The organism is Methanomethylovorans sp. PtaU1.Bin093, from assembly GCF_002067275.1.
In the GTDB taxonomy this organism is placed as follows: domain Archaea; phylum Halobacteriota; class Methanosarcinia; order Methanosarcinales; family Methanosarcinaceae; genus Methanomethylovorans.
Map to the genome: position 1 here is coordinate 1 of NZ_MVQX01000010.1, position 26,887 is coordinate 26,887.

Here is a 26,887-nt window from a genome sequence, read left to right on the forward strand (position 1 = left end):
TTCAGACTTTCAGAAATAGTAGCAATTTCATCTTCAGTAGGGTTTACAAGATTTATCCATGCTCCTTTTTCAACTCTATCGAGACTGACTATCTCATTTTCCGTTGACTTGTAAATATTAAGCATGAAAGCCTCATGTTATTGCAAAAGAAATTCACTTCCCTCTGAAGTTAAGCGACATATCAGATATCTTGAACAATATTAATACACATGATATTACTTATATTTTTTTCTTCAGAAAAAATAGAACACTTGTAGAGTGTAAAGAAATTCCACAACTTTGATCAGAGTTCCTCTTTTAAAGATTACTTTAATTTATTAATTGCGGTTAAAATGGATCATTGCCATCAAGCAGACAGTTTGCATCGCTACTCATAATGGATACATAACCTGATCATGTTGACTTTTGAGAAGAAGCATTTCGGTCATAATTCGTGGTTTAACAAGAATTGCTGTCATGTAATAAGGCTATTTACAAAAATTAGATATGAAGTTACATCATAGCCTTCAGTAAAAAAGATAGGCGCAGCATCACTTTTTCGATATAAAAATCATACTGTTTTATATATTACTGTATCACTCTCTTGAGAGATACAGATGGATATACGCTACAGAAAAATCCGAAATATAATGATTCTCATTCTGTTTCTCAATCTGGCAGTTTCGGTTGCAAAAATTAGCTACGGAATGCTGACAAATACGCTAAGTATGCAATCCGATGGTTATCATTCTTTGTTTGATGGTGTTTCCAATATAGTAGGTATAGTTGGTATTCAAGTGGCTTGCAAACCTCCAGATGCAGAACATCCATACGGGCACCGCAAGTTCGAAACATTGGCATCAATTTTTATTGCAGTGTTGCTCATATCCGTGGCTTTCAAAATCGTAAGTTCTGCCTTTTCCAGGTTTGGCAGTAATGACGTGCCTGAAGTGACTTTAATCAGCTTCTTGATAATGATAGGCACAATGATCGTGAATTATTTTGTCACAACATATGAATATAGAAGCGGAAAGAAACTTCAAAGTGAAGTACTTATTGCTGATTCAATGCACACTAAAAGCGACATATATGTTTCACTTTCTGTTATTGTTGGTCTCATTGCCATTAAAGCAGGTTTTCCGATACTAGATCCTTTGATTGCTGTTGTGATTGCTGGAGTGATCATACACGCAGGTTATTCTATCATCAAGCAAAGTGCATCTGTGCTATGTGACCAATCACAACTTGACCCGGAGGATATATGTAAGGTCGCATATTCTGTAGAAGGGGTTTTGCAATGTACCACGATACGGACAAGAGGAGTAGCAGGGAATATATTTATGGATATGAGACTCGGAGTACGTCATGACATATCCATTACAGAATCACATACAATTTCCCATTTAGTTGAAAATAAATTAAAAGAACACTTTGATGGAGTTCAAGACGTGGTCATACACATAGAACCAGTTTCAATTGAATCGGCATCTTAAAGAAAAAGTAGAGTAGACCAAAAAACGAAATTGCAAGTATACACTAATGTTACTTGCAACGGTTAATCGATTAATCCCATCATTTGGTAATGTATGTCACTTGTACGGACATGGAAACTGTCGTTTCACCTGGCTGAATTGGTGTGGCAACTGCTGCTCCGGCTGCTGTTGGTGAATATAGCGGCTGTACATTACCTCCCTCACTTGCGGAAGCAGTCTGCACACCTACTATTTTGATACCCAGATTTGAAGCAAGTTCATCAGCCTTAGACCGGGCATCAGTTACAGCTGCCTGGAATAACTCATTACGAACAGATTCCTGCTGTTCATCAGATACGGAAAAGGTTATGCCTCCAATCTGATTAGCACCTGCAGCTGTTGACCTGTCAATGATAACACTCACATTACCTAGATCCTTTGTAGTGACCTGTACTGTGTTAGAAGCCGAGTAAGCTACTATGGTAGGAGTACCATTATAATCGTATACAGGCTCTATTGAAACGTAGGATGTCTGTATCTCATTATCCTGTAATCCTATATTCTTAAGTTCACTGATAACAGCATTCATCAAAGCTGCATTTTGAGTCGAAGATTCGTTTGCAGTCGGTGCTTGGAAAACAACTCCAATACTTAATGAAGCTGTATCTGGAGTCATCTTCTTTTCAGCAGAACCCGAGATGGAAAGAGTGTGTTCCCCATTCTGTCCCGATGATGCTACCGAACCAGCATATATTATAGCCGCCATCAGTGCTACAGCAATTGCGAGTACAACAAGCATAATATACATTTTATTATTTGCTTTATCGTCCATATTTAATCCTTCCACAACTTTACGGCTGATATGTAAGTGTATCTCTTGATGTGGTTCTTATATCTTGTTGTAAATATTGGAGGGCTGGGCAGGAAGGAGAAAAGGAAATACGAATTTAAGTGCAATATAACCAGTGTAATATTTATCACTCAACTAGGTTCAGAGTACTTAAATACTTCATGACCACTATTCATTAGTTGAAATAATCGGAAAAGCTGTGGTGATAGATGTGAACTATAAACTAACTATCGTATTGTTCCTAGCAGTGGTAGTTTTGATTGGAGCACCTATGGTTTCGGCAAAATCTAACTATTTGTCGTCTTTCAATCAACACTATAACACTAGTGGTACAAAGCTAGATACATGTAATATCTGTCATGGCTCCAGTTCTGGAGGTTCTTTTAATCTTTATAGTATGGCATATTCAGGAAGTGGAAGAAACTTTGCATCAATCGAGGCCCTTGATTCAGACAAAGATGGCTTTACTAATATCGAGGAAATCAAAGCCCTTACTTTCCCTGGAAATGCCAATGACTATCCACAAACAACACTTGCCACTCCAGCTGCAACAACCTCTAACGTAACTCAGGAACAGCAAACGACCGCTGAAGTACATGTCAGCAATGGAACTCCGGAGAAAACAACTACCGAAGGTTTAGTGAACAACACAACTCAGGAAAAACCAACTGTTCAAATACCAGTAAACAATACAACAGAGACACCGAGGTCCCCTGGATTTGAAGTTATATTTGCAGTTGTAGGGTTCTTAATAATTGTAGGCCTGCAGAGAAAATATGTCTGAAAACTCGGATAGGATAGTTGGTTAATTGTTGGGCTGACTGCATGTAGGGATCCATTTTGCCGACGGTTAATTTTGCCTTTTGGCACATTAAACCTTTTCCAATTAATTTCTAAAGTAGCCGTACACTGTAAAACTTATAGTAATAACAGTAGTTAATGGTCCTATCCTGGTAAACTCGTCCCAGCTACAAGCCAACAGGAGCCTCTAGGACATTCGGGAGTACCTTACACCCTTTACCTGATCTTAAACTTTCGTCTAAGGTCACTGCACAAGAACGCTATAAAATTAGCTTTTATCAGATTGGTTCCAATTATAGATGGCTCTGTACCTTGACTATCCTGAACTTATCTTCCTTCTTCAGTTCTTCCATGTCTACGATGTTCTTAGGTATGGTCATAGTAAATTGTCCTTTACAATTTTCCTGCAATAATGGCATCCTTGCACCCTCTTTTCTATTATTACGCATAACATTACCATAATGTTATTTAGCTATTATGTTCATTCAAATGGATGGATTTAGACAAGAAGGGAAAAATAATATTTACTTCCTTGAGGCATTGTTCCTCCGGATGAACACTACAGGATCATGTTTTTAATACAATGGAACAAATCATTCAAAGATGAGTAAGATGGACGATCTGGAAGCTATCAGGAAAAAAAGGCTTCAGGAACTGCAGCGTTCCCTTGAAGCACGTCAATATCCGGCAGAACCAGTGGTTGTCACTGATATCAGTTTTGATCAGTTCATATCGCAATATCCTCTTACAGTGGTAGATTGCTGGGCACAGTGGTGCGGTCCCTGTCGCATGTTATCTCCCATCATCGACCAGCTTGCCTCAGAACTGCAGGGCAAGATCGTCTTTGGCAAGCTTGATACTGACCAGAATCCCAGGACTGCACAGGATATGGGAATATCAAGCATTCCCACATTACTGGTCTTCAAACAGGGTAATTTAGTTGACCGTGTTTCAGGGGCATTGCCTAAACAGTTGCTTTTACAAAGATTAAAGCCATTCATTAGTTGATATATTGATCATGGACAGGAGCTTGTAATATGGGTTATAGACCAAGAATCGTCGAGAGTCCTTCAGTACGTCTTATAGAACTGAAGTCAGGTTCCACTGCCTATTTCATTGTAGCTTCGGTGGAAGTAGGTAACACAACTACCAAATGTATCCTCACAGCCACGAACCTTGAGGACGGGAAAACACGTCTTATAAACAAGACGGTCACCATGACCCGTGATGTGAGAGCACCTAAGCCCGGAGAGGAGATATTTGGCCGGACCCTCAGCGGTGTGGAACTTACGCGACAATCCATTGCCGAACTTGTAAGAGATACGCTTCTCAAAGCAGTGGATGCGGCAAATCTTGACATAAAGACAGACATTCATTTCGTGGTACGTTCCACAGGTGTCGTGGCCGGTTTTGACGCACCAGAGGAAGTGGGCGAGTTCATAAAGGCACTGGCTGAAGGTTGCCTCCTGGCGGGTGTGCCTCCGAATCGTATGACACCACCAATGTCAGTATTCAATATGCATGAGAAGTTCCGCAAATATACCAAACTGGAAAAGGTCGTATTTGATGGTGCAGTTGCCAGTGTCACACCTCCCAAAGGAGCTACCGGCGTGGAGATCGTGGCCAACGAAATGGAAGGAGAACTTGCAACAGCAGGCATCAAGGAAGGTGCAAAATGGGTGGATGTGGATTTCCGTAATCCTTGTATCTCCATGGACTTTGGTACCACACTGGACGGCAGGATCATAGGACAGGAACTGCCCTATGCAAGGACCATCGGCAACTTCTGCGGTTATGCTGGTGCTATACCGGATGCACTTATCAAAGGCACAGGTAAGGTCGATGCCAAAAAAGGTACAGCTCTTGAGGTCGCTCAGAACATCTCCCTTGGTAAAGTTTCGCTCATGCTGAAAGGTAAACAGATAAAGGAGTACTCAGAAAAGATCCAGCAGTATATACGTATCGAGAAAGTGCCTTCAGGCTTTAAAAGATATGGCAGCGTGCCAGTGAACCCTCAGGCTGCAGAAGAGATAGGTGTTGTGCTCATAGGCTGTGATGTAGGTGTTAATGGCTCAGATATGGACAAGCTCATGGCAATAGGTGCTGAGATAAACGAGAAACACGGCCTTAACTTCCTGTTCGCTGTAATAGATGACGTAATGGCCCGTGTTGTACAGAGGCTTGTAAAAGTGGCACAGGAATATGAACTTGTTTTCGAGAACACAGCTATAGGTGTCACCGGACGTGCAGGGATCACTGGTGATAAGCCAAAGCTCATCCTGAAATACCTTGAAGAGCTGGGCATCAATGGCAAAATAGATGAACACGTTGTATTCGTGGACGATGGTCTGGCAAGGGGTGCTGCTGTCATGGCGCGGTGTATGAACTCCCTGGGAACCACATTCAATCCTCTTGGAGGCAGAAGAGGCGGGAAATGTATCCTTGCCCAGCGTGTAAAACTCCAGTCAGGAAAATAAGTAGTTGGGAAGTAAGTAACTTCCCTGTGAACATTTATAAATGACCAGAAATACCAGACAATACGTACCAGAATTATTCAGTTCACTTTTAGTCAGTAATAACTGCCGTTCCTCTTTTCCTGTCTCATCTTCTCTTTTTTGAACTCCATCTGGTGCTTAACCATTGCTCTTTCATGTCTGTTAGGCTTTCTGTTATTCATACGACCACCTGTGAATAGTCATATTTTGCATACATGTGGCTATCTCCTGTGATAGTTGAGCAGAACCGGAACGATAGAACATTTAGACACGTTCCGTGGATGAGTTGATATATTACAACTAATAATGAGCATTTTAAGGAACATTGCTTATGCATTTCATATTTATGTACATGTATATAAAGAAGCTGTTATTATCCTTCATTCCGTCCTAGGGAATGCCTAAGAGCTTGCAGAGTTCTTTTAGATCTAAAGTGTTCACTACATCTGCAGGTTTTATCCAGGCTCTTCTTGCAGTGCCAATTCCATATCTTATGTTGGCAAACTGATCGGGCGAATGGGCATCTGTATTGATGGCAAGTTTTATCCCCATCTGCATGGCTATCATCGCATAGTTGTCATTAAGGTCAAGTCTCTGGGGAGAGGAATTGATCTCCAGGACTTTTCCGAATTCAAGAGCTGTGTCCATGATCTTTTCCATATCCATCTCAAAGGGTAGCCTCTTTCCGAATTTTCGGCCGGTGGGGTGCGCAAGGATATGTACATGTTCATTTTCCAGTGCAGATACTATCCTCTTTGTCATGGTCTTGCTATCCTGTTCTACAGCACCATGCACAGCAGCTACAACAATGTCAAGCTGTTCCAGCAAATCATCACTGTAGTCAAGTGTTCCATTGGGAAGTATATCGCACTCTGTACCTGAAAGTATCCGTATGCCTTCAATGCTTTCGTTAAGTTCCTCTACCTCTTTGATGTGCTCCAGCAACCTTTTTTCCGAAAGGCCGTTTGCGATCCTAGAAGATCCGGAGTGATCAGTGATAGCTATATATTCATATCCAAAAGCCCTTGCTGCAAGAGCCATTTCCTCCATTGTGTTCTTACCGTCGCTCCAGTTGGAATGGACATGCAGATCACCTTTGATGTCACCGATCTCTAAAAGCCTGGGGATCTTCCTTTCCATTGCCGCTTCTATTTCTCCCCTGTCCTCACGCAGTTCAGGCGGAATGAACTGCAGTCCGAGCATCTCATACTGTTGCTCTTCCGCAGAGAAAGGTATTTGTTCTCCGGTTTCAGCATCCTTTGATCCATATTCACTGAGGTGCAAGCCCTTTGCAAGGGCTATCTTGCGCAATTTTACGTTATGGTCCTTCGAGCCTGTGAAATGCTGAAGCAGGGAACCGAATGCATCGTCCTTAACGATCCTCAGGTCTACCTGGATGTTTCCCTGATATATCACCGAGCCCTTGGTATTTCCCTTCTCCAGAACCTCCTGCACGTTGTCCATACGGAAAAAGGCTTCTATGGCCTTTTCCGGCTCATCTGAGCGGGCTATCAGATCGATATCCCCTACTGTTTCTTTACATCTTCTTATGCTTCCGGCTATCCTGACCTCTCTGATCGATTTTCCATCAACGAGCTTTCTGGATATTTCTTCGGCTACAGGCAACGCCACACCCAGAGGGAGCCTTCCTATGTTACCTTCTGCAAGCTGGCGTTTAGCGGCAATGAGGATATTCTCTTCCATTTTCACACCCATTCCAGGGATCCTGCGTATCCTGTGTTCCTCTGCAGCTCTGAGCAATCCTTTCAGGTCTTTTACGCCTAGTTTTGTGTACAGCAGATGTGCGGTCCTGGGGCCAATTCCCTGCACGGCAGTGATCTCTTCTATTTCTTCCGGTATCGTGTGCCTGATCTCTTCATAGGCCCTGAATGACCCCGTATCAAGCATTTCCTTTATTTTTGCCTCTATTGCCTCTCCAACACCGGGAATATTGGCAAGTTCATCTTTTTTGCGCAGGACATTTATATCCTCTTCCAGCTCCTCAATATGTCGTGCAGCTTTCTGGTATGCCTTTATCTTGAAAACGTTCTCCCCTTTGAACTCCAGCATCTCTGCCATTTCATACAGGCGCTTTGCAACTTCAGCGTTATCCATCATTGATATATAATGAGGGAGTAGCACAAAAATCTAATGTTCTTTTTCCAGGTCGGCCTTTTCAATGGCCCTGGCAACAGCATCCTTATGCAGTTGTGCAGATTCATGGATACCGCCTTTGTTGCCTCTTACTGCACGGCATGGGTATTGTTGTATCAGCAGTCCGGCTTTGGCAGGTGCATCTATTATAGACGTACCCTTCAGTCCCTCTGCCATGTGCCAGGTACTTCCGCAGGGTGCTCCACGGATAACTTTAACTTGATCCACTTTTCCTTCACGAACAATGATCTCAAGGAGAGGACGTGACAGTTTTTCAGTGAATTCACATATAGCGGGATCTGCGCTGAGGGTGCAGCAGATATCCTCCACTTCTATGTACATGCCATATTCTTGTGCGATCTGCTCAAGTTCCTGCACAGGCGCTTTTGATGCACCACCGGGTACGATTAGGCTGCTGACTCCGTGTCTGCCGGCAAGCCTGGCTATGGCAGGCGTGAGGTCCGGGTGCAGGGAATATGTTACCAGGATCTCTGAGTTGAACACTTTTTCATCCAGGTGCAGCTCCTCAAGGAATTCATCCGGCTCATCTATGAACTCTGGGAGATGTTCGGGAACCTCTGCAGAGAGAACTCTCAGATCGGTCTTGCGAAGTATGGTATCTATCAGCCTCTTGCCATACTTGCCTCTTGTGATCACGCCAATGTTCGTCATGTACATTTTCCCCAAACAGGAAAGGTATTGCATATAATATCAAGTAAATTATTTATCTTTTGGACGTGCTCTTTGTTTTATGGGAGAAGAAAAATGGTGTGGTATTCCAGCCGAGAATGTCTTTTCATTGTTTGGAAGTGACCAGGATGGCCTGAGCAACGAAGAAGCCAGTATAAGGCTTGCGAGGGATGGATATAATGAGGTATCGGCCAGGAAAGAACATGGACCTGTTCATCGTTTTCTTAAGCAGTTCGCGAGCCCTCTTATCTACCTGCTGCTGATAGCTGCTGTCATCACTCTCTTCTTTGGGAAGTATGCAGATGCAGTGGTCATTGCATTGGTGGTACTGGCAAATGCTATCATCGGTTTCATACAGGAAGGCAAGGCGCAAAATGCTCTGGAATCGCTATCTAAGCTACTGGTACCTGAAGCACGGGTATTGAGGGAAGGTGTAAGCAAGGTTTTGCCAAGCAGGGAGCTTGTTGTAGGGGATGTGGTGCTGCTGGAAGCCGGGGACAGGGTGCCTGCAGACCTGCGCCTGTTCTATGTGAAGAACCTGAGGGCAGATGAATCGATACTCACAGGGGAATCCGTACCCGTGGAAAAGAACATTGCCACCATTAACACTGGCTGTGCCTCTTTTGGGGACCAGAAGAACATATCCTTTGCCGGGACTCTCATTTCGCAGGGCCAGGGAAGGGGTATCGTTGTGGCAACGGGTAATGACACACAGATAGGCAGGATATCCGAATTCATCAGGGAAAGCAAGGAGATCTCTACCCCCCTGCTGCGTAAGATGGCACGGCTCAGCGTCATCCTCTCTGTTGTCATCGTAGTTATTGCGGCACTTACCTTTGCTATTGGTCTTTTGCAAGGATATGATACCGTAGAGGTATTCATGGCTTCAGTAAGCCTTGCAGTCGCAGCTATCCCAGAAGGGCTGCCTGCGGTCATTACCATCTCCATGGCAATAGGTGTCAACAGGATGGCGGCGAGGAACACGATCATTCGTACGGTACCTGCGGTGGAGACCCTGGGAAGTGCCACTGTGATCTGTACTGACAAGACCGGTACTCTCACCAGGAACCAGATGACAGTGACACAGGTGTACGCAGCAGGCAAGACCTACACTGTAACAGGTGCGGGTTATTCACCTGAAGGTGATTTTCTGCTTAATGGGTCCAAGGTCGATCCGCTTCAGGATAAAGCTCTTATGGAAACATTAAAGGCTGGTGTGCTCTGCAACGACGCTTCTTTCAAAGGGACAGATAACATAGATGGTGACCCTACGGAAGGCGCACTTCTTGTTTCCGGCCTTAAGGCCGGTAAGTTCTATCTCCCCCGCAAGGACGTGGTCCCCTTTGAGCCGGAACAAAGGTTCATGGCCACACTGCATGAAAAGGAAGATGGTTCACGGATGATCTATGTAAAAGGTTCCCCTGAAACGGTCCTTGACATGTGCGTCTCACAGTTTGACGGAAATGACCTTGTTCCTGTAGATACGGAAGGTATTATGCAGGCTGCCGAGCAGATGGCCTCAGAGGCTTTGAGGGTCCTGGCAATGGCGTACAGGGATGTTCCTAAGGATGTAGCGGGCATTGAAGCAGAGGATATAGGGGACCTTGTATTTGTGGGACTGCAAGGTATGATGGACCCCCCAAGGGATGATGTGATGGAGGCCATAGCAAAATGCAAAACAGCAGGCATTCGGGTAATAATGATCACAGGGGACCATCTGAAAACTGCCTATGCCATTGCAACGAAAATTGGGATAGAATCCGCAGATGCTCTGTCAGGAAGTGATATGGAGAAAATGTCAGATGAGCATCTGGGCGAAAAACTGGATCATGTTTCTGTGTTTGCACGCACCTCTCCTGAGGATAAGCTGAGAATAGTGAAGTTGCTACAGAAAAAAGGAGAGGTAGTGGCTGTGACAGGGGACGGGATCAACGATGCTCCTGCCCTTAAAACAGCGGATATCGGAGTAGCCATGGGCCTTACAGGCACAGAGGTGGCAAAAGAGGCTTCTGATATGGTATTAGCCGATGATCACTTCTCTTCCATTGTAGCAGCTATCGAAGAAGGACGGGATGTCTACAGCAAGATCCAGAAGATCATATTATGGACACTGCCCACGAACGGCGGACAGGGCTTATCTATAGTGCTTGCAGTCTTACTGGGAATTACATTGCCTCTGGTGCCTTTGCAGATCCTATGGCTCAATACGGTAACTGCTATCGGGCTTGGTGTTCCCATCACTATGGAGCCAAAGGAAAGGGGCATCCTGAAAAGACCGCCAAGGCCGCCTAAGGAATCTATCCTCGTTCCTCTGATCAAGAGAAGGATCGTGTTCGTATCCCTGCTGATCGTTGCAGGGGCCTATCTTACATTCTTCCTGAAAATGGGGAGGGATGGGGACCTTACTGCAGCACGCACGGTTGCTTTGAATACGATAGTGTTCTTCCAGATCTTCTATCTGTTCAATTCCAAGTCCATGTATGAGTATGTCTACAAGGATCTGCTGTCTAACAAGTACATGCTGCTGGGTATCGGTATAGTTATGTTGCTCCAGCTGCTGATAACTTATAATGGTGCTTTGAACTCTGTCTTTTCCACAGCACCTCTTAGTGCCGTGGACTGGCTGATGATCATAGTGGTTTCCAGTACAGTGTTCTTCCTCATAGAGCTTGAAAAATATCTGTACAAGCAGCACTATATCTCATAAAGGGTAACCGACATATTCATATATTTTTTATTTATATTTTTAAGTGGTGAAATAATGGTCGAGATCAACCAGTCTATGGTGTATTTCAAATGTGGCTCATGCGATCATGTCTTTGAGTCGGACCCTGAATTCTTGGAGGTAACCTGTCCACAGTGCGGAAGCGGGAATACTTATCGTATCTGAGCGGTTATGTATTAATAAGTCCTGTCTTTATTGATACTCATTGAATGAGAGGCAAACTGATCACTTTAGAGGGTATCGATGGCTCCGGCAAGTCTACTATATGCCGGTTACTGCAGGATGAAAAAAGGTTTTCAGGGTGTGTCTTTACCCGGGAGCCTACTACTAGCTGGCTTGGAGATGCCGTGAACCGTGCCCTTCGCAGCGATACGGACCACATAGCGGAACTCATGCTCTTTCTGGCAGACCATGCCGACCATATTTCCAGGCTTATTCGCCCTTCCCTTGAAAGCGGGTCAAATGTTCTATCAGACCGTTATTCTGCGAGCAGGTGTGCCTATCAGGGCGCTACCCTTGCAGGCTTATTTGACGAGCCACTGGATTGGGTACGTTCCCTGCATAAAGGCTGGACCATAGATCCGGACCTGATACTTCTTTTTGATATTGACCCCCTGGTTGCTGTAAAGCGCTGCGGTGACCGCGGAGAACGCTCGAAGTTCGAGAAGATGGAATTCCTGAATAAAGTACGCAGCAATTACCTGCGCCTTGCAGCAGAAGAGCCCTCAAGGTTTGTTGTGGTCAATGCTGACAGGCCCTTGAATGAAGTAAAAGACGAAGTCTTCAAAATTATTGCGCATGAGTTAGAAGGCCGGGAATAAAGAACTGATTTTTTAAATCTATTTTCTATTCTCCCGGCCCTAAGGATCACAGATCGTTCGCATCGGCGAACTTGATGAGGGTTTCACCTAGGTCCCGTATATATTTGGGATTGAGGTTGAAACGGCCCCTTTTCTGGCCGGCTCGTTCTTTTGCTATCTCTACATATTCATTGTCATATTTCTCACTTGTAGCAAGGCTGATAGTGAGGAACCATCCGCCTCCCATTTTGATCTCTGCGAAGCCTTCTTCTATAGTAATTTCCGATCTTGTATCAGATGTGGTATCGATCTCTTCCAAGTACGTCACCTTTATTCTCGTCATTGCTGTGCCATGTGCAGCGGTATCGAACCATTGTGCAGCGCAGTTGCCACAAGAGCGCCCTTTACGCCTATGCTTTCAAGCTTTTCGATATCAGCGATATCTTTCACACCGCCGCCAAGCAGCACATGGTGATGGGAGATGGAGACAATGTTACTTAAGAATTGTGAATCCACTCCGCTGGATGTTCCCACCCTGTCCATGTCAAGGATGATGATATTACGGATATCGAGAGCATTGAGCTCATGCACGATGTCAGCAGGTTCTTGAGGCATGAGGGGATCGGATGTAAGCACTTTTCCGTGCTTTTTATCAATGCTGACATTCACTTTCCCAGGCAGAGCAGCAGCAACTTCTTTTATGGTCTGAAGGGATGCGGTCTCGGTTCCAATGATGATGGTATCTGCAAGAGGACTTGCTTCCATCGCCTCTTTAAGTGAGGATATGCCGGGATCAAGCATCGTGCTGACCCTGCAGGAAATTTGCCTGATCGTCGCGAAGTTGGTATTGTGAGGTCCCTCTCCCTGCAGGATATTAAGGTCCGCGATGTAGACCTCTTTTGGTTTCACTTCTTCTATGAGCTTTATGGGTTCTGAGGTGCTGCAGATGTGGCTTGCCAGATGCACAGGTCGGTATTTCTTCCGGTTTCCACCCTGAGCGTGGACCACATTCATATTATATATATCAAGTACAAAAACGATACGAAACATATATTAACTGATAGACATTCTCATGCTATAAAATAGAGGTCATTAACATGAAAGTGCTAGTCAGCCCAATAAACGAAGAAGAGGCTATCGCTGCATACAAGGGTGGTGCTGACATCATTGATGTGAAGAACCCCAAAGAAGGTTCTCTGGGCGCCAACTTCCCCTGGGTCATCAGATCAGTGAAAGAGGCTATAGGTTCCAAGAAGCCTATAAGTGCAACGATCGGTGATTTTAATTACAAGCCCGGAACAGCATCTCTGGCAGCTCTGGGTGCTGCGGTTGCAGGTGCTCAGTATGTAAAGGTCGGTCTGTTCGATGTGCAGACAGAGGATCAGGCTCTGGAGATGCTTACCAACATCAACAGAGCGGTCAAGGATTTCGACCCTTCCAAAAAGGTAGTAGCATCAGGTTATTCTGATCACAAGCGCATAAACTCCATCTCTCCTTTCCTGCTTCCGGCCATCGGTGCAAAAGCCGGTGTGGATGTGGTAATGGTAGATACGGGTATCAAGGATGGCCGCTCCACCTTTGAATTCATGTCCGAGGAAGAGCTCATTCGATTCACCAGTTCTATTCGTGAATTTGGTCTGGAATCTGCCCTTGCAGGTACTCTCAAGTTCGAGGACCTCCCTGTGCTCAAGCGCATCCAGCCCGACATCATTGGTATCCGTGGTATGGTATGTGGTGGGGACCGTACTGCATGTATCCGGCAGGAGCTTGTTGAGAGATTGAAGGGAATGATCTGAGCAGTTCCGATCTCTCGGACGTTTTCCACTTTTTCTTTTTGTGATCTTACGATCCCTGATCTTCTGTAAAGGTTATTCAAAACACTTATATATGTTTTTATGTTATGTTTGGGATGATGTAATGTTTTTTGGAATGGTGGAAGGATGAGATCAGGTTCATCTGAAAAAGTGCTCGTTACAGGCGGTGCCGGATTTATTGGCAGTCATGTTGTGGACAGGCTTCTGGCCGATGGACACGAGGTGGTGGTATTTGATAACATGACCTCCGGTAAAATGGAGTTCATTGCTCATCACTTAAATGATCCGCATTTCAAGTTGATCAATGGGGATCTGCTCCAGCCGGATCAGGTCCTCAAGGCCTGCAATGATGTGGGTCAGGTCTTTCACCTGGCGGCTAACCCGGATGTAAGGATCGGAGCTTCTAATACCCGGATGCATTTCGACCAGAACGTTCTGGCCACATACAATCTTCTGGATGCCATGCACAGGCAGCATGTGAAAGAGATAGCTTTCACTTCTTCATCCACTATATATGGGCAAGCCAATATCGTTCCAACCCCTGAGGACTATGGTCCATTAGTTCCAATTTCCATGTACGGGGCGTCCAAGCTTGCCTGCGAGGCGATGATCACGGCCTACTGCCATACTTTTGATATGAGATCGTGGATCTTCAGATTTGCCAATATAATAGGTGACCGCGGAACCCATGGTATCATAGTTGACTTTATCCATAAGCTCAAAAGGGACCCTGCTCACCTGGAGATACTGGGTGACGGGAAACAATCCAAATCCTATCTGCACGTAAGAGAATGCGTGGATGCCATGATGCTCGTTGTTCTCAAAGGCAACGACCAGGTCAATATCTTCAACATCGGCTCCGAAGATACCATTTCAGCCACCCGTATCGGTGAAATAGTAGCTGAAGAGATGGCACAGGATCCTGAGTTCAAATACACGGGAGGTTCTCAGGGCTGGAAAGGCGATGTGCCAAAAATGATGCTCTCTATAGAAAAATTAAAAGCACTGGGATGGAAACCCGGCGTGGGCAGTGAGGAGAGCGTAAGAGTGACTGCAAGATCACTTCTTCAGGCTATGGCATAATGTTCGGATCAAATAATGCTCAGTAAACTATGGCAGATCATTGAATATACGGAAAGAATGCTGTCAGTAAAGCATTTAAACGGTTATAGCCTATTAATACTACGGATAAAAATATGAGTGTAAGTGTCAGGCTCACCAGTGATCGCAAAATACAACTTCCGGAAGATGTTGTCCAAAAAATGGATTTGTCAACAGACGATGAGGTCATTCTGGAAGTTGAAGACAACAAATTGATTCTTATAAAAAAAGAAGGGAATCAAGCCGATCGTTTTAGTGGGCCACGTAATAAGGTCTGGAATAATACTGATGCCGAAGAGTATTTGAAAGACGAAGGCAACTGCGGTGACAATAGCGGTTATTGACCTACAGTATCTCAGTTCTTGCTATCGCTTTTGCAATTGTGGCCGCAGCCTGGTCCAGGCTCACGCAGCATTGTACAAATGCCGCAAATGCGTTGAGGAAGACTCTCAGTTTCACCATTGCTCAAGTCCTGGGCAATGGATCTGATAGCTACTTTAACATCGTCTTCGAACTCTATTCTATATCCTCTTTTCTTTGAAAGGTACTGGGAAATTGCAGACGGGGCCATGTCCAGCAGACGCGCGGCTTCCTGCTGTGACACCCCAAGTTGTACTAGTTCCTCCGCTATAGCTGCTCTGATCGCTGGGAGTACATCCCACACTATAGTTTGACAAGGTAATTTCATTGAACTACAATTTGTATCATTGGATTAAATCGTTGTGGCTATACTGATGCTTCCATCATCACAGATGTTGGTAAGTAATACCTGTATTCAAAATATGTCTGTATTTTTTATTGCTATATCAGATTCTTTTATATAAAAAACAATAACTTACTTAATTAATGAGAGCCTTATGTATTATTTACTTAAACGCGACTTAAATATAAAGAAACATTTATATTGCTTTGTATGGATAGATATTTAGATAACATGCACATAGCGATACTAAGCGAATGTGAGATTTACGATAAGTATGCCACCTTCCGGCTTTTAATGCGGGGGCTAAATAGTTGACCATAGTTGCTGTAATTCCTGCTTATAATGAAGAAGTGTATCTAAGGGATATCATCAAAAAAGCAAGGTCTTATGTTGATGAGATCATAGTTGTGGATGATTGTAGTGATGATGCCACAGCATTCATTGCCACCAGTATGGATGTCACCCTTGTCAGGCACGATAAGCCCCTTGGTAGGGCTGAGGCTCTAAAAACAGGTTTTCGGGAGGCATATATACTTAAGCCCAAGATCATTGTAACGCTTTATCCGAACGGATGCCATAATCCCGATGAGATCCCCAAACTTCTGGAGCCTATCTTCTGGTTACAATCTGATGTTGTCACGGGTGAGTTAAAAGGCCATGAAGCTATGCCTGTGATCCTCATCGATAAAAATGGAAAAGAACAGCAGACCGTTGTGGAGGAAGCATTTTACCTTTCGGAAAGCAGATATGCTGGTTTCAGTGCTTTTTCATCCAATACTTTTGCTGTTCTTAAGTTCGATGGAACACACGTCCCTGTGGAATATTCTCTGCTTAAGGACGTACAAGATGCGGGGCTTGATGTAAAAGGAGTAGAAGTATCTATTTTCGTCAGTGACGAACATGCTGTTCTGCATGAACGCAAGATCGGTGTGGTCATTCCTGCCTACAACGAGGAAAAACTCATAAGGATCACAGTTGACGGTATTCCTCCCTATGTTTCCAGGATATTTGTTATCAATGATGCAAGCACCGACTCAACTGCACAGGTGCTGGAATCCATTAAAGATCCGAGATTACATGTGATCACACATGAGATCAATCAGGGTGTTGGTGCAGCTATTCTGCATGGGTACAAACGCGCTTTGAAAGAGAACATGGACCTTATTGTGGTCATGGGCGGGGATAACCAGATGAACCCTGACCAGCTTCCTAAGCTTCTCATGCCGATCATCCAGGGCAAAGCAGATTATACCAAAGGGAATCGTCTCCTCAGCAAGGAGTTCAGGGGTGGCATGAGCAAGTGGCGCCTGTTTGGTAACTCTATCCTGACAATGATCAATAAGATCAGCAGCGGATACTGGCATATCATGGACCCTCAGAACGGTTACACAGCGATCTCCCGAAGAGCCCTCTCTGGCATTGATATAGATACCCTCTTCACTTATTACGGATACTGCAATGATATGCTTGTCAAACTCAACACATTTGGTTTCCGCACCATGGATATTACGATGCCTGCCCGCTACGGTCAGGAAAAATCTTCTATCAAATACAGTAAGTTCATGTTCCGTGTTTCTGGTATGCTTTTCAGGAAATTCCTGTGGCGCCTTAAGATGAAGTACATGATATTGAGCTTCCATCCTCTGGTGTTCTTCTATACCCTGGGAATGATACTGGTGCCTATTGGCCTGCTCTTTGGAGCTTACATTTTTGCCGCCAAGTTGTTCCTTGGCTGGCCAGTGTCTCCGAATTCCCCATTGCTGGACGCTCTATTGCTGATCACTGGGATACAGTTCACTTTGTTTGCTATGCTGTTCGACATGCAGGAATCTGACAAAGCTATGCAGGATAGTGAAACAGATGTCCGGGGTGTGGTCTGGAACTAACTTATCCATCTTATTTACAGTAGAATGGTCTTTAGGGCAGATATCAGTTCATTCAAAAAAAGAGATGATGACACCTAAAACTTATCATTCCGATCAAATGGGTAAATGTGCTCCCGGACAGCAGGTCATAGGGCGATCATATAGGGCCCGTGGGCAAACAAAATCAATTCCGTCGAAATCTTTGCTAGTGGTGATATCTGATGTCTTATCTTGACAACCTCGATTTTTCTCTTCCCCGGTTTCGGGATATATGCGAAGCAATATCCAGGAACTACTCAACTATAACAGTATTGGAGTATTTTGATAAACCTCATCCTGATAAATTCGTCATCATGCGTCATGATATAGACCGATTTCCAGGAAATGCTCTGAAGACCGCCAAGATAGAAAATGAACTTGGGATCAAGGCAACCTATTATTTCAGGTCCAATCGTGGTGAATTCCACACGAATATAATAAAGCAGATCAGAGACATGGGCCATGAGATCGGGTATCACTATGAAGTGCTGAGCGAGACCAATGGTGATCCGGAAAAAGCTATCGAGCTTTTCCGTTCTAATCTGGAAAAGTTAAGACAGATATGTGATGTTAGAACGATCTGCATGCACGGAAGACCCCTGTCAAATTTCGATAACCGCGATCTCTGGAAGATCTATAGGTATGAAGATTATGGGATCGTGGGTGAAGCATACTTATCGGTAGGAGATGAGCTTAACTACTTTTCTGATACCGGCAGATGCTGGGGCCTAAAGGATAACATGAGGGATTACATTCCAGGAAATGCTCAGCAGATCGACATTGATAGTACCAGCGAGCTGATAGAACTTATCGAAAGCAAAGAGCTTAATAATCTTTATATTCTGACGCACCCCGAACGATGGTCATCAAATATCTTTTCATGGAGTGCATACTATTCCATGGACCTTGCTGTAAATTTTGGAAAGAACATCCTGATAGAGTACGGGGGAAGAAAGAACCGGCTGCATGTGAATCGTAGTTTATCAATAACAGTTGACATTGAAGACTGGTATCATATCCCTTCTGTTTGCGGATCAGATTTCTCAGTATATAAAGATGTCAAAGAGTTCTTTGAAAAATGGGAAGGAAGATACGACTATTTAAGTGAGCCTACAAAAAGGGTCCTTGACATACTCGATGAATTTAACATGACAGCCACGTTCTTTATAGTGGCGGATGTTGCAGAACATTATCCAGGGCTGATCGAGTCCATTGCTGCAAGAGGCCATGAGATAGCATGCCATGGAGCTGATCACAGGTGCAGTATCAATCCTAACACAAAAAAGCCTTTACTGACCATCGAAGAGTTCGAACAGAGCACAATGGAAGCAAAGAGGATACTGGAAAAGGCCTCGGGACAAGAAGTAATTGGTTTCCGAGCGCCCAACGCGGCAGTAACCGGACAAATGCTCGATTCGCTTAGAAAAATGGGTTTTAAGTATGATTCCTCAGTGGCTGTGAACTCTTTGTACAATAAAACAGATTCTTCGTTGAATTCTGTTTCAACAGTTCCTTATTATCCGGCGAAGGGCAGCCTTGAACCTGCGCCTACCGGAGACCTTATTGAATTCCCTTGGTCCTATTATGAAGTAGGGATCAAAATACCTACGTCTGGCGGACCAATGCTGAGATTCCTTGGTGCTAACCTTATCCTGAAAGGTATCAGACAGAGCTTGAACAGGGGCCACACTATATTTTACTTCCATCCGATAGATATTTGCAGGGAGGAGTTTCCGAAAGTTGGGAAAGGCCGTCCCTTCTATTGGATCATTAAAGGAGATATCGTTGAGCAGAGGATACGCTATATCCTGCAGAACTTAGACGACGTGAATGTAGTGCCATTGAGGGATCTGGTAGATGGTGTGAGGTCAGTGGGTGATTCTGAGTGTTAGATTTTCAGGACCTTGATTTTACCACTGAGAAGTTTCGTGAGCTCTGTTCTGCCTTAGCTGAGAACTATACTTCTGTAACCATTGAGCAATATCTGACCGCCGGCAATGATTTGCCAGAGCGTTTTGTTCTGATGCGCCACGATGTCGATGGAAAAGCGATCCCTTCGCTGAGGACTGCGCTCATCGAAAAGGAATTTGGCATACGTGCAACCTATTATTTCAGAGCGAAAAGGAATATCTATGTCCCTGAGGTCATACAGCAGATCGAAGCAATGGGCCATGAGATCGGGTATCATTATGAGACCTTGAGTGACTCCAATGGTGACTATGAAAAAGCGATAAAGCTGTTCGGGGAAGAAGTACAGAGGTTCAGAAGCATATGTACCCTGAAAACCATTAGTATGCATGGAGCCTCTCTATCAAAGTATGATAACCGGGACCTTTGGAACCGATATGATTTCAAGGATTTTGGAATTATTGGCGAAGCGTATTTGTCACTCGGCGAGGATCTTAATTATTTTACTGATACCGGAAGGGGCTGGAACTCAAAGAATAACCTGAGAGATTTTATTCCGGGAAGGACGCAAAAGTTCGTCGCTGAAACAACTGATGACCTTATCAGATTGATTGGGAGCGGTAAGATGGAAAATCTATACATCACGCTGCATCCGGATCGCTGGACATCGACCACTTTCAGGTGGGCTTTATTCTGGGTCCAGGACCTGGCATTCAATTCCGCAAAGAAAGCACTGAGGATGATGAGAAAGTGAAGATCATTGACAGCATCCAGAATAAGCTCATCGTAAAAATGGGATTTAAATATTACGATGAGGATAAGTACCTTATCCAAAAATGTATAAAATGTTCTAATAAGAATAATCCAAGTGTCCTTGATGTTGGCTGTGGGACCGGGCATCACTCTCTTTTATTTGAGAAATACGGGGCAAAGGTAACTGCCTTCGATTATGATGAAAGTGCCATCGATAAAGCAAAAGAAAATCGGATGAAACATAACTCAAAAGTCACATTTCTGGTTGCTGATGGCAGATATCCGGAAAAATATTTCACTGAGAAATATGATATTATATTTATGGCGGGCTTCTCAATATTTGGCATTGATCTAAATAAACCAATAATGACAAAATATCTTTCAATGCTGAATGAAGGAGGTATATTGGTCCTGGTACATAATTCGAATCTAACCGGGCTTGTCAGGAAAACGAACTGGAAAAATCATACGATTGAAGAGCTCAGATCTTTCTTTGAAAGTGTAGGAAGCAATATTGAAAAAATATATTTTTACGACAGGCATATCACTATAAAGATCTTACGTCGTTTCGCCATTACTGGTCCATCCACGAAAATGCATATTCTTATATCTAAAATAACGAAATTGCCCTGTGCAATAGTTTTCATTGTGAGTAAAAGTAAGAACGGCAAGTAATCATCATGCAGAAATCTTATAACGGTGAAAAAATGAGAGTACTTTTTAATGTTGGTCATCCTGCTCAAGTTCATTTCTTCAGGAACGCAATAAGGATCCTTGAAAGCAAAGGCCATATATGTAAAATGACAGCAGTTGCTAAAGATGTGTCTTTGGACCTGCTGGATGCTTATGGATTTGAATATGATATTGTGGGAAGTGCTTACCCCACTTTGTTTTCAAAGGCCGTTGAATTATTGAAGATCGAGAAAAGACTCTACAAAATTGCCCGTTCGTTCAAACCTGATATTCTTATAGGCGGCTCAGGTAATGCATATAGTGCTCATGTGGGCAAACTTATACACAAGCCCTCTATTGTTTTCGAGGACTCGGAAAAAGGTACCATAGAACACCTTTTGACAGATCGTTTTGCTACTGTTATCTTTACTCCTTCCTCATACAAAAAGAAGATAGGGGATAATCAATTATACTTGAACGGGTACAAAGAGCTGGCTTACTTGCATCCGGATTATTTTCATCCCTCAGAAGCTGCTCTTAATGAGCTTGGTCTGACCACAGAGGATAGATACGTAATTTTCAGGTTTGTTACATGGAATGCAGATCATGACATTGGCCATCATGGTATAGAAAACAAAATAAAGTTCGCTCAAGAGCTCGAGAAACATGGACGTGTACTGATCACTTCAGAAGGTAAGCTGGAGCCGGAGCTGGAAAAATACAGGGTCAGGGTTTCTCCGGAAAAGATACATGATCTGCTGTACTATGCACAGATGTTCGTAGGCGATAGCCAGACCATGACAACGGAAGCTGCCGTATTGGGCGTGCCTGCCATCCGTTGCAATTCTTTTGTGGGAAAAGATGATATGTCCAATTTCATCGAACTTGAAGAGAAATATGATCTGATCTTTAATTACAGTGACTCCGAAGCAGCATTGAACAAAGCACTTGAACTTGTAAAAGTACCTACGCTCAAGGAAGAGTGGAGCAAGAAAAGAGAAAAGCTGCTGCATGACAAAATTGATGTCACCGCATTTATAGTGTGGTTCATTGAAAATTATCCGGAAAGTTTAAAGGAAACAAGATCAGGCGTTCCCTTTAATTCAAATTAAGGTGAGATCATGAAGATAGCAAGCATAGTCGGTGTGAGACCTCAGTTCGTAAAGGCATCTGTTGTTTCCAAACAGCTACGAAAAGACCATGAAGAGGTATTGATCCATACGGGCCAGCACTATGACTATAAAATGAATGACGTTTTCTTCACTGAGCTAAATATTCCTGAACCCGAATATTTTCTCGGGATCGGCTCAGGTTCACATGGATATCAGACAGGAGAAATGCTGAAGAAAATAGAAGAGGTGCTGATCAAAGAAGAACCTGAGATCGTTTTGACATACGGTGATACTAATTCCACGCTTGCCGGTGCTCTTGCAGCTGCAAAACTGCATATTAGGAATGCACATGTGGAATCCGGCTTAAGGAGTTTTGACCGATCCATGCCTGAAGAGATCAACCGGGTTTTGACCGATCACTGTTCTGACCTGTTGTTCTGTCCCACTGAAAATGCAGTTGAGAATCTGAAAATGGAAGGAATAAAGGATAATGTGTATTTGACCGGCGATGTGATGGCTGATTCCCTTTTGCACAATAAGGAAATAGCAGAAACAAGATCAACGATCTTATCTGATCTTAACTTAAAGAGCAAAGAATATGCAGTAGCTACAATCCATAGAGCAAGTAATACAGATATTAAGGAAAATCTCCAAAATATTGTTGATGCGTTCTCTCAACTGGACGAAACCATTGTATTTCCGGTGCATCCAAGGACCCGGAAACTGCTGAAAGAGTATGGCCTCTATGAAAGGCTGAACTCAGCCGTGAAACTGGTGGAACCTCTTGGCTTCCTGGATTTCATAAAGCTTATGGATCATTCAAAACTGATACTAACTGATTCAGGCGGGATACAAAAAGAGGCGTATATTCTGAAGATCCCATGTATAACGCTCAGAGAGAACTCTGAATGGGGTGAAACCATTGAGGATGGCTGGAATGTTCTTGTAGGAACTGACAAAGCAAAGATATTCCAGGCGGTCAGCTCGTTCCGTCCATCATTAAAGCTGCACAGGAACAGGTTTGGAAACGGAGATGCTGCTGAAAAGATCGCTTCTATCATTGGAGGCCTCAGTTGATGCTGGATCAGAGTTCTGAACTATGGGATATATTTACCATCAAAGAAGAGTACTCTCCGGTTAAACTGGATAAGCATCAGAGATTCAATTATGCCAACAGCAAAAATAAAAACGCTTTTGAACCAGTGGTTTCCGAGTTTTTGGTATCTGAGGGTCTGAAGGTGGAATATCCGGATAATAAAAGGTTTGCAGTTTGTCTGACCCATGATATTGATGATATCTATCCCCCTTCCAGTCACATCCTGTCCTCTTTTTTATATTGTTTGAAGACACTGGACCATAATGCGTTCAAACCACAGATAGCATGGAAAATAAAAGGAAAGGAGCATTCTCCATACCTGAACTTTAGCGAGATCATGGACATAGAAAAGAGATATGGTGCAAGATCCTCTTTCTATTTTATCACTGCAAAGGAAGATCCGGTCAGGTTCAGATACGACATTGAAGAGATAGGACATGAGCTGGGGAATATTCTGGATAACGGATGTGAAGTAGGGGTACATGGCGGTTATTATACCTATAATAGTCTGAAGAGCATGAAAGAAGAAAAAGAGAGATTGGAAAACACATTGGGGAAAAAGGTCATAGGATACAGGAACCATTATTTGAGGTTCAAGGCTCCGGATACCTGGGAGTTACTGGCAAAAGCCGGTTTTAAGTATGATTCCACACTGGGATACGATGACATGATAGGATTCAGGAATGGCACGTGTCATCCATTTAAGCCATATAATTTAGATAAAAATGAGGCTATAGATATACTGGAACTGCCGCTGGTCATTATGGACGGCGCCCTGTTCTCCTACGCAAGGTCTTTAGATGAGGCATTTGAATATTCGAAAAGGCTCATTGATACCGTAGAGAAGTATAATGGTGTCATCACTCTGCTGTGGCATAATGGTCCGTTCAGCTGGCCTATCAGGAAGAATTGGAAATTATTATATGAGAAAATACTTAAATATTGTTATGATAAAAATGCATGGATGACCAGCGGTGAAGAAATTTACAACTGGTGGACGAATGAAAGCAAAGTGCAATTTTATCCATCCTGAAAACTGGTCCTTATCAACCGTGGATCTCCGGTCCACGATCAAAAATGCATTCTGGAACAGCTGCAAGCTGTAAAAGGTCACAATCATTGAAAAAGATCAACAGTAGGTGTTTTCTTGAATCAGACTGACAAAAAAGCATTGTTCATAATACAGGCTTACAATAATTTCCAAAAAGAATCTATTAACAGTACATGCCATTATTTTAAGGAATGTTCAGTGTTAGTTAGGTCCAATCCTATCTCAGAGTTTTATAAATACGTTAAGACGCCATTTTTGGAAACGTTCAAGCTGGACTACAAGATAGACCTGAACAATATTCCTTCAAATCTATCTGTTCATCCGACCCCGATCTTATATGCTCCCCTTAATTCCCAGTATAAGAAGCTTGGGGAGAAACATTTCAAAGCTGCTGAAAGATCTATCGGGAAACATAATATAAAGTTCGATCTGATCCATTCTCATTTCACATGGTCTTCCGGATATGCAAGTGCAAAACTTAAGGAAAAATACGATGTTCCTTTTGTGGTAACGGGGCACGGATATGATATTTATGGATTGCCCTTTAAAGATGAAGAATGGAAAGAGAGAATCGAATATGTGCTCAATTCGGCAGACAGGATAATAACTGTGAGCAATAGCAATTTATCCTATATCAAGAAATTGAACGTAAAAACCCCTGTTCATATTTTGCCTAACGGGTACAGGCCTGATCAGTTCCATCCTATGGATATGGAAAAATGCAGGAAGGCCTTAGGTTTACCTCTGGATAAGAAAATAATACTCGCAGTCGGGAACCTTGTGGAGATCAAAGGCCACAATTACCTGATCGGAGCTATGGAAGAAGTGGTGAAGCTTAGAAAAGATGTGCTTTGCTTCATAGTTGGCGGCGGGGAAACAGAGAACAGGCTCAGAAAACAGATCAAAAATGCGGGCTTAGAGGATCATGTAAAGCTGCCGGGAAGTAAATTGCACAATGAGATCCCCATGTGGGTGAACTCTTGTGATATATTCGTATTGCCAAGTTTGAACGAAGGTAACCCGACGGTCATGTTCGAGTGCCTGGGCTGTGGCAAGCCTTTCATAGGAACAAAAGTAGGCGGAGTTCCGGAGATCATTGTGTCGGATGACTATGGATTGCTGGTTGAGCCGGCAAATTCAGAAAAACTGGCAGAGACCATTTTGATGGCATTGGATAAAACCTGGGACACAGCGAAGATCAAAGCATATTCTGCGCAATTCACGTGGGCGGAGATCGGAAAGAATATAGTGGATATATATAAGACCCTGCTCTGATCCTCTTTCCGTTTTAGATCCTTATCAACTACCATCATTGCGTCATACGTTCCGTTGCCTTTACAAGCATGCCTTCAGAGCCCTTATCACTTATCTTTTTAGCAGGCACTCCTGCGATCGAGACGTTGGGCTCCAAAAAGGACCTGTTCACGACAGCATTTGCACCGATGGCTATTCCATTTGCTATTTCTATTTCTCCGAATATCTTGGCCCCGGGACCAATGTAAACATTGTCCCCTATTTTTGGTGCTACGTCCTCGTAGCCAGCTTTTGTCCCAATGTTCACACAGGCATGCAACCGGCAATTCGCTCCCACCCGTGTGGCAGTATTGACCACTATAGTGCCCCTGTGGGCAATGCTCAATCCCGGGCCAAAAACATTCAAAGGTATGGTAAATCCCAGTTTAGTGCTCAATGAGTAATATCTCCTTTTTAAAAGCAGAAGATATGGCTTCCAAATAGGTGATCTTTTACAATTCTGATAGTATTCGACTTTCCTTAATAGACGTTCAAACGTCCAGATATGATCATAGTCGAAATGTTTAGGCTTTTTACCCTTTCTTGACAATGCAACCCTGTCTGCTTCCAGATAATACTTGTAGTCATCCTTCGATCTGATCATTTATATCACAGTTTTTGACTCACAGTTAAGAGATATTTGTTTGAAACATATGATGTGAATTCCAACACAATCTTAATGCCGGACTCTGGATTTGTCCGTCTTTAAATATAAATATATCCATCTTAAATTATCATTATACTTGAATAGTGCACCTGCATGCGATCCTAACTTTCTGTGCGATCCGGGCCTGTAACATCTATTGTTAGTGGTATTGCAGGCTTGAAAAACTTCCGAGCAACAGATTTAAATAAGTTCTCATAAATTCTCATATTATATTGCTGTAGGCACATTACAGGTGCTTCAGATATTTACGACCCTTAAAGAAGAGAGGTGATGATATGCAATTGGAAAACCCACAGAAACAACGACCAAAGATAAGTAAAAAAGCATGGATCTCTGAAACCGCCATCATCATTGGAAATGTCCATATCGGTGACAATGTGTTTGTGGCGCACAATGCTATCATCAGGGCAGATGAACCTTGTTCTTCTATCGTCATCAGCGATGGTTGCAATGTGCAGGATAATGTGATCATACATGCTCTGTCACATTCTCAGGTCCTCATCGGTCCTGAGACATCCCTTGCCCATGGCTGCATAGTACACGGTCCTTGCAAGATCGGAACGAGATGTTTCGTCGGATTTGGTTCAGTGGTCTTTGACTGTATCATCGGAGATGATACTCTGGTAATGCATAATGCCACGGTGCGCAAGATCATCGTCCCGGATGGAAAAGTGATACCAGACGGTATGGCCATTAACAGGCAGGCTGCTGTGGAAGACCTGGGTGACGTTACGCCTGACCTGACAGAGTTCAAAGGGTCAGTTGTCAGGGCCAACATCGACCTGGTGCAGGGTTACCAGGCACTTGAAATGGAAGTATAAAGTAAATGATCAGGAAAGCTTGCGAA

The 26,887-nt window shown here is 43.6% G+C and carries 27 protein-coding genes; 19 read left to right on the forward strand and 8 right to left on the reverse strand.

Going from position 1 to position 26,887, the window contains the following annotated elements; genetic code table 11:
• Positions 1-596: 596 nt before the first annotated feature.
• Entirely contained in the window at positions 597-1,472 is an 876-nt protein-coding gene (locus tag A4E24_RS00200) for a cation diffusion facilitator family transporter (RefSeq protein WP_292350648.1), read from the forward strand.
• A 79-nt stretch (positions 1,473-1,551) separates the two neighbouring features.
• Here the strand turns inward: A4E24_RS00200 and A4E24_RS00205 are convergent, their stop codons facing one another.
• Entirely contained in the window at positions 1,552-2,283 is a 732-nt protein-coding gene (locus tag A4E24_RS00205; protein WP_292350649.1) for an SIMPL domain-containing protein, read from the reverse strand.
• Between the two features lie 415 nt (positions 2,284-2,698).
• Here A4E24_RS00205 and A4E24_RS00210 point away from each other — a divergent pair, with 415 nt between their 5' ends.
• A complete protein-coding gene (locus tag A4E24_RS00210; RefSeq protein ID WP_292350650.1) occupies positions 2,699-3,085 on the forward strand; it encodes a PGF-CTERM sorting domain-containing protein in 387 nt (128 codons plus the stop codon).
• Between the two features lie 310 nt (positions 3,086-3,395).
• Here the strand turns inward: A4E24_RS00210 and A4E24_RS00215 are convergent, their stop codons facing one another.
• The gene (locus tag A4E24_RS00215; RefSeq protein ID WP_292350652.1) at positions 3,396-3,551 is read right to left on the reverse strand and encodes a hypothetical protein; all 156 of its coding nucleotides are present in this window, start codon (positions 3,549-3,551) and stop codon (positions 3,396-3,398) included.
• Between the two features lie 163 nt (positions 3,552-3,714).
• On the opposite strand from A4E24_RS00215, the gene trxA reads away from it, so the two are divergent.
• Both trxA and A4E24_RS00225 read left to right on the forward strand, forming a co-directional pair.
• Positions 3,715-4,110 carry a thioredoxin gene (gene trxA, locus A4E24_RS00220; RefSeq protein ID WP_292350720.1) on the forward strand — a complete coding sequence of 132 codons (396 nt, stop codon included), beginning with the start codon at positions 3,715-3,717 and terminating at the stop codon, positions 4,108-4,110.
• A gap of 29 nt (positions 4,111-4,139) precedes the next feature.
• The gene (locus tag A4E24_RS00225; RefSeq protein ID WP_292350655.1) at positions 4,140-5,579 is read left to right on the forward strand and encodes a methanogenesis marker 14 protein; all 1,440 of its coding nucleotides are present in this window, start codon (positions 4,140-4,142) and stop codon (positions 5,577-5,579) included.
• A gap of 408 nt (positions 5,580-5,987) precedes the next feature.
• On the opposite strand, the gene polX is transcribed toward A4E24_RS00225, so the two are convergent.
• Positions 5,988-7,715, reverse strand: coding sequence for a DNA polymerase/3'-5' exonuclease PolX (gene polX, locus A4E24_RS00230; protein WP_292350656.1), 1,728 nt, complete (start codon positions 7,713-7,715; stop codon positions 5,988-5,990).
• 30 nt (positions 7,716-7,745) lie between these two features.
• Complete coding sequence (locus A4E24_RS00235) at positions 7,746-8,423, reverse strand: DUF166 domain-containing protein (protein WP_292350658.1); 678 nt, start codon at positions 8,421-8,423, stop codon at positions 7,746-7,748.
• A 79-nt stretch (positions 8,424-8,502) separates the two neighbouring features.
• On the opposite strand from A4E24_RS00235, the gene A4E24_RS00240 reads away from it, so the two are divergent.
• From A4E24_RS00240 to tmk, 3 genes are read left to right on the forward strand one after another with little or no spacing between them, the layout of a single operon-like run.
• Positions 8,503-11,148, forward strand: a complete 2,646-nt coding sequence (locus A4E24_RS00240) for an HAD-IC family P-type ATPase (RefSeq protein ID WP_292350659.1) — start codon at positions 8,503-8,505, stop codon at positions 11,146-11,148.
• 54 nt (positions 11,149-11,202) lie between these two features.
• A complete protein-coding gene (locus A4E24_RS00245) occupies positions 11,203-11,331 on the forward strand; it encodes a hypothetical protein (protein WP_292350660.1) in 129 nt (42 codons plus the stop codon).
• A 44-nt stretch (positions 11,332-11,375) separates the two neighbouring features.
• Positions 11,376-11,987 (forward strand): dTMP kinase, encoded by a 612-nt coding sequence (gene tmk, locus A4E24_RS00250; RefSeq protein WP_292350661.1) that lies wholly within the window; start codon positions 11,376-11,378, stop codon positions 11,985-11,987.
• A gap of 46 nt (positions 11,988-12,033) precedes the next feature.
• Here tmk and A4E24_RS00255 read toward each other — a convergent pair whose 3' ends face one another.
• Both A4E24_RS00255 and A4E24_RS00260 read right to left on the reverse strand, forming a co-directional pair.
• A complete protein-coding gene (locus tag A4E24_RS00255) occupies positions 12,034-12,309 on the reverse strand; it encodes a hypothetical protein (protein WP_292350663.1) in 276 nt (91 codons plus the stop codon).
• A complete protein-coding gene (locus tag A4E24_RS00260) occupies positions 12,306-13,016 on the reverse strand; it encodes a HisA/HisF-related TIM barrel protein (RefSeq protein WP_292350666.1) in 711 nt (236 codons plus the stop codon). Before A4E24_RS00260 ends, A4E24_RS00255 begins: the two co-directional genes overlap by 4 nt.
• Before the next feature lie 47 nt (positions 13,017-13,063).
• Between A4E24_RS00260 and A4E24_RS00265 the strand changes: the two genes are divergently transcribed.
• From A4E24_RS00265 to A4E24_RS00275, 3 genes are all read left to right on the forward strand, one after another.
• A complete protein-coding gene (locus A4E24_RS00265) occupies positions 13,064-13,762 on the forward strand; it encodes a (5-formylfuran-3-yl)methyl phosphate synthase (RefSeq protein WP_292350667.1) in 699 nt (232 codons plus the stop codon).
• 144 nt (positions 13,763-13,906) lie between these two features.
• Positions 13,907-14,863 carry an NAD-dependent epimerase/dehydratase family protein gene (locus A4E24_RS00270; protein WP_292350669.1) on the forward strand — a complete coding sequence of 319 codons (957 nt, stop codon included), beginning with the start codon at positions 13,907-13,909 and terminating at the stop codon, positions 14,861-14,863.
• A gap of 113 nt (positions 14,864-14,976) precedes the next feature.
• Positions 14,977-15,225: an AbrB/MazE/SpoVT family DNA-binding domain-containing protein gene (locus A4E24_RS00275; protein WP_292350670.1), complete on the forward strand. Its 249-nt coding sequence runs from the start codon at positions 14,977-14,979 to the stop codon at positions 15,223-15,225.
• Between the two features lie 11 nt (positions 15,226-15,236).
• Here the strand turns inward: A4E24_RS00275 and A4E24_RS00280 are convergent, their stop codons facing one another.
• A complete protein-coding gene (locus tag A4E24_RS00280; protein ID WP_292350672.1) occupies positions 15,237-15,569 on the reverse strand; it encodes a transcriptional regulator in 333 nt (110 codons plus the stop codon).
• A 326-nt stretch (positions 15,570-15,895) separates the two neighbouring features.
• On the opposite strand from A4E24_RS00280, the gene A4E24_RS00285 reads away from it, so the two are divergent.
• The 8 genes from A4E24_RS00285 to A4E24_RS00320 all read left to right on the forward strand — a co-directional run bounded on the left by A4E24_RS00285 (position 15,896) and on the right by A4E24_RS00320 (position 25,355).
• Positions 15,896-17,470, forward strand: a complete 1,575-nt coding sequence (locus tag A4E24_RS00285; RefSeq protein ID WP_292350674.1) for a glycosyltransferase family 2 protein — start codon at positions 15,896-15,898, stop codon at positions 17,468-17,470.
• 200 nt (positions 17,471-17,670) lie between these two features.
• On the forward strand, positions 17,671-19,380 hold the full coding sequence (locus A4E24_RS00290) for a polysaccharide deacetylase family protein (protein WP_292350676.1): 1,710 nt from the start codon (positions 17,671-17,673) through the stop codon (positions 19,378-19,380).
• A complete protein-coding gene (locus A4E24_RS00295; protein ID WP_292350677.1) occupies positions 19,374-20,150 on the forward strand; it encodes a hypothetical protein in 777 nt (258 codons plus the stop codon). Before A4E24_RS00290 ends, A4E24_RS00295 begins: the two co-directional genes overlap by 7 nt.
• Positions 20,147-20,824 (forward strand): class I SAM-dependent methyltransferase, encoded by a 678-nt coding sequence (locus A4E24_RS00300; protein WP_292350678.1) that lies wholly within the window; start codon positions 20,147-20,149, stop codon positions 20,822-20,824. Before A4E24_RS00295 ends, A4E24_RS00300 begins: the two co-directional genes overlap by 4 nt.
• A 32-nt stretch (positions 20,825-20,856) precedes the next feature.
• Entirely contained in the window at positions 20,857-21,933 is a 1,077-nt protein-coding gene (locus A4E24_RS00305; RefSeq protein ID WP_292350680.1) for a DUF354 domain-containing protein, read from the forward strand.
• Between the two features lie 9 nt (positions 21,934-21,942).
• Positions 21,943-23,010 (forward strand): non-hydrolyzing UDP-N-acetylglucosamine 2-epimerase, encoded by a 1,068-nt coding sequence (gene wecB, locus A4E24_RS00310; protein ID WP_292350682.1) that lies wholly within the window; start codon positions 21,943-21,945, stop codon positions 23,008-23,010.
• Positions 23,010-24,062 carry a polysaccharide deacetylase family protein gene (locus A4E24_RS00315; RefSeq protein WP_292350722.1) on the forward strand — a complete coding sequence of 351 codons (1,053 nt, stop codon included), beginning with the start codon at positions 23,010-23,012 and terminating at the stop codon, positions 24,060-24,062. Before wecB ends, A4E24_RS00315 begins: the two co-directional genes overlap by 1 nt.
• A 273-nt stretch (positions 24,063-24,335) precedes the next feature.
• Positions 24,336-25,355, forward strand: coding sequence for a glycosyltransferase (locus A4E24_RS00320; RefSeq protein ID WP_292350684.1), 1,020 nt, complete (start codon positions 24,336-24,338; stop codon positions 25,353-25,355).
• A gap of 34 nt (positions 25,356-25,389) precedes the next feature.
• Here the strand turns inward: A4E24_RS00320 and A4E24_RS00325 are convergent, their stop codons facing one another.
• On the reverse strand, positions 25,390-25,977 hold the full coding sequence (locus A4E24_RS00325) for a serine O-acetyltransferase (RefSeq protein ID WP_292350686.1): 588 nt from the start codon (positions 25,975-25,977) through the stop codon (positions 25,390-25,392).
• A 338-nt stretch (positions 25,978-26,315) separates the two neighbouring features.
• Here A4E24_RS00325 and A4E24_RS00330 point away from each other — a divergent pair, with 338 nt between their 5' ends.
• Positions 26,316-26,861, forward strand: coding sequence for a carbonate dehydratase (locus A4E24_RS00330; RefSeq protein WP_292350688.1), 546 nt, complete (start codon positions 26,316-26,318; stop codon positions 26,859-26,861).
• Positions 26,862-26,887 lie beyond the last annotated feature (26 nt).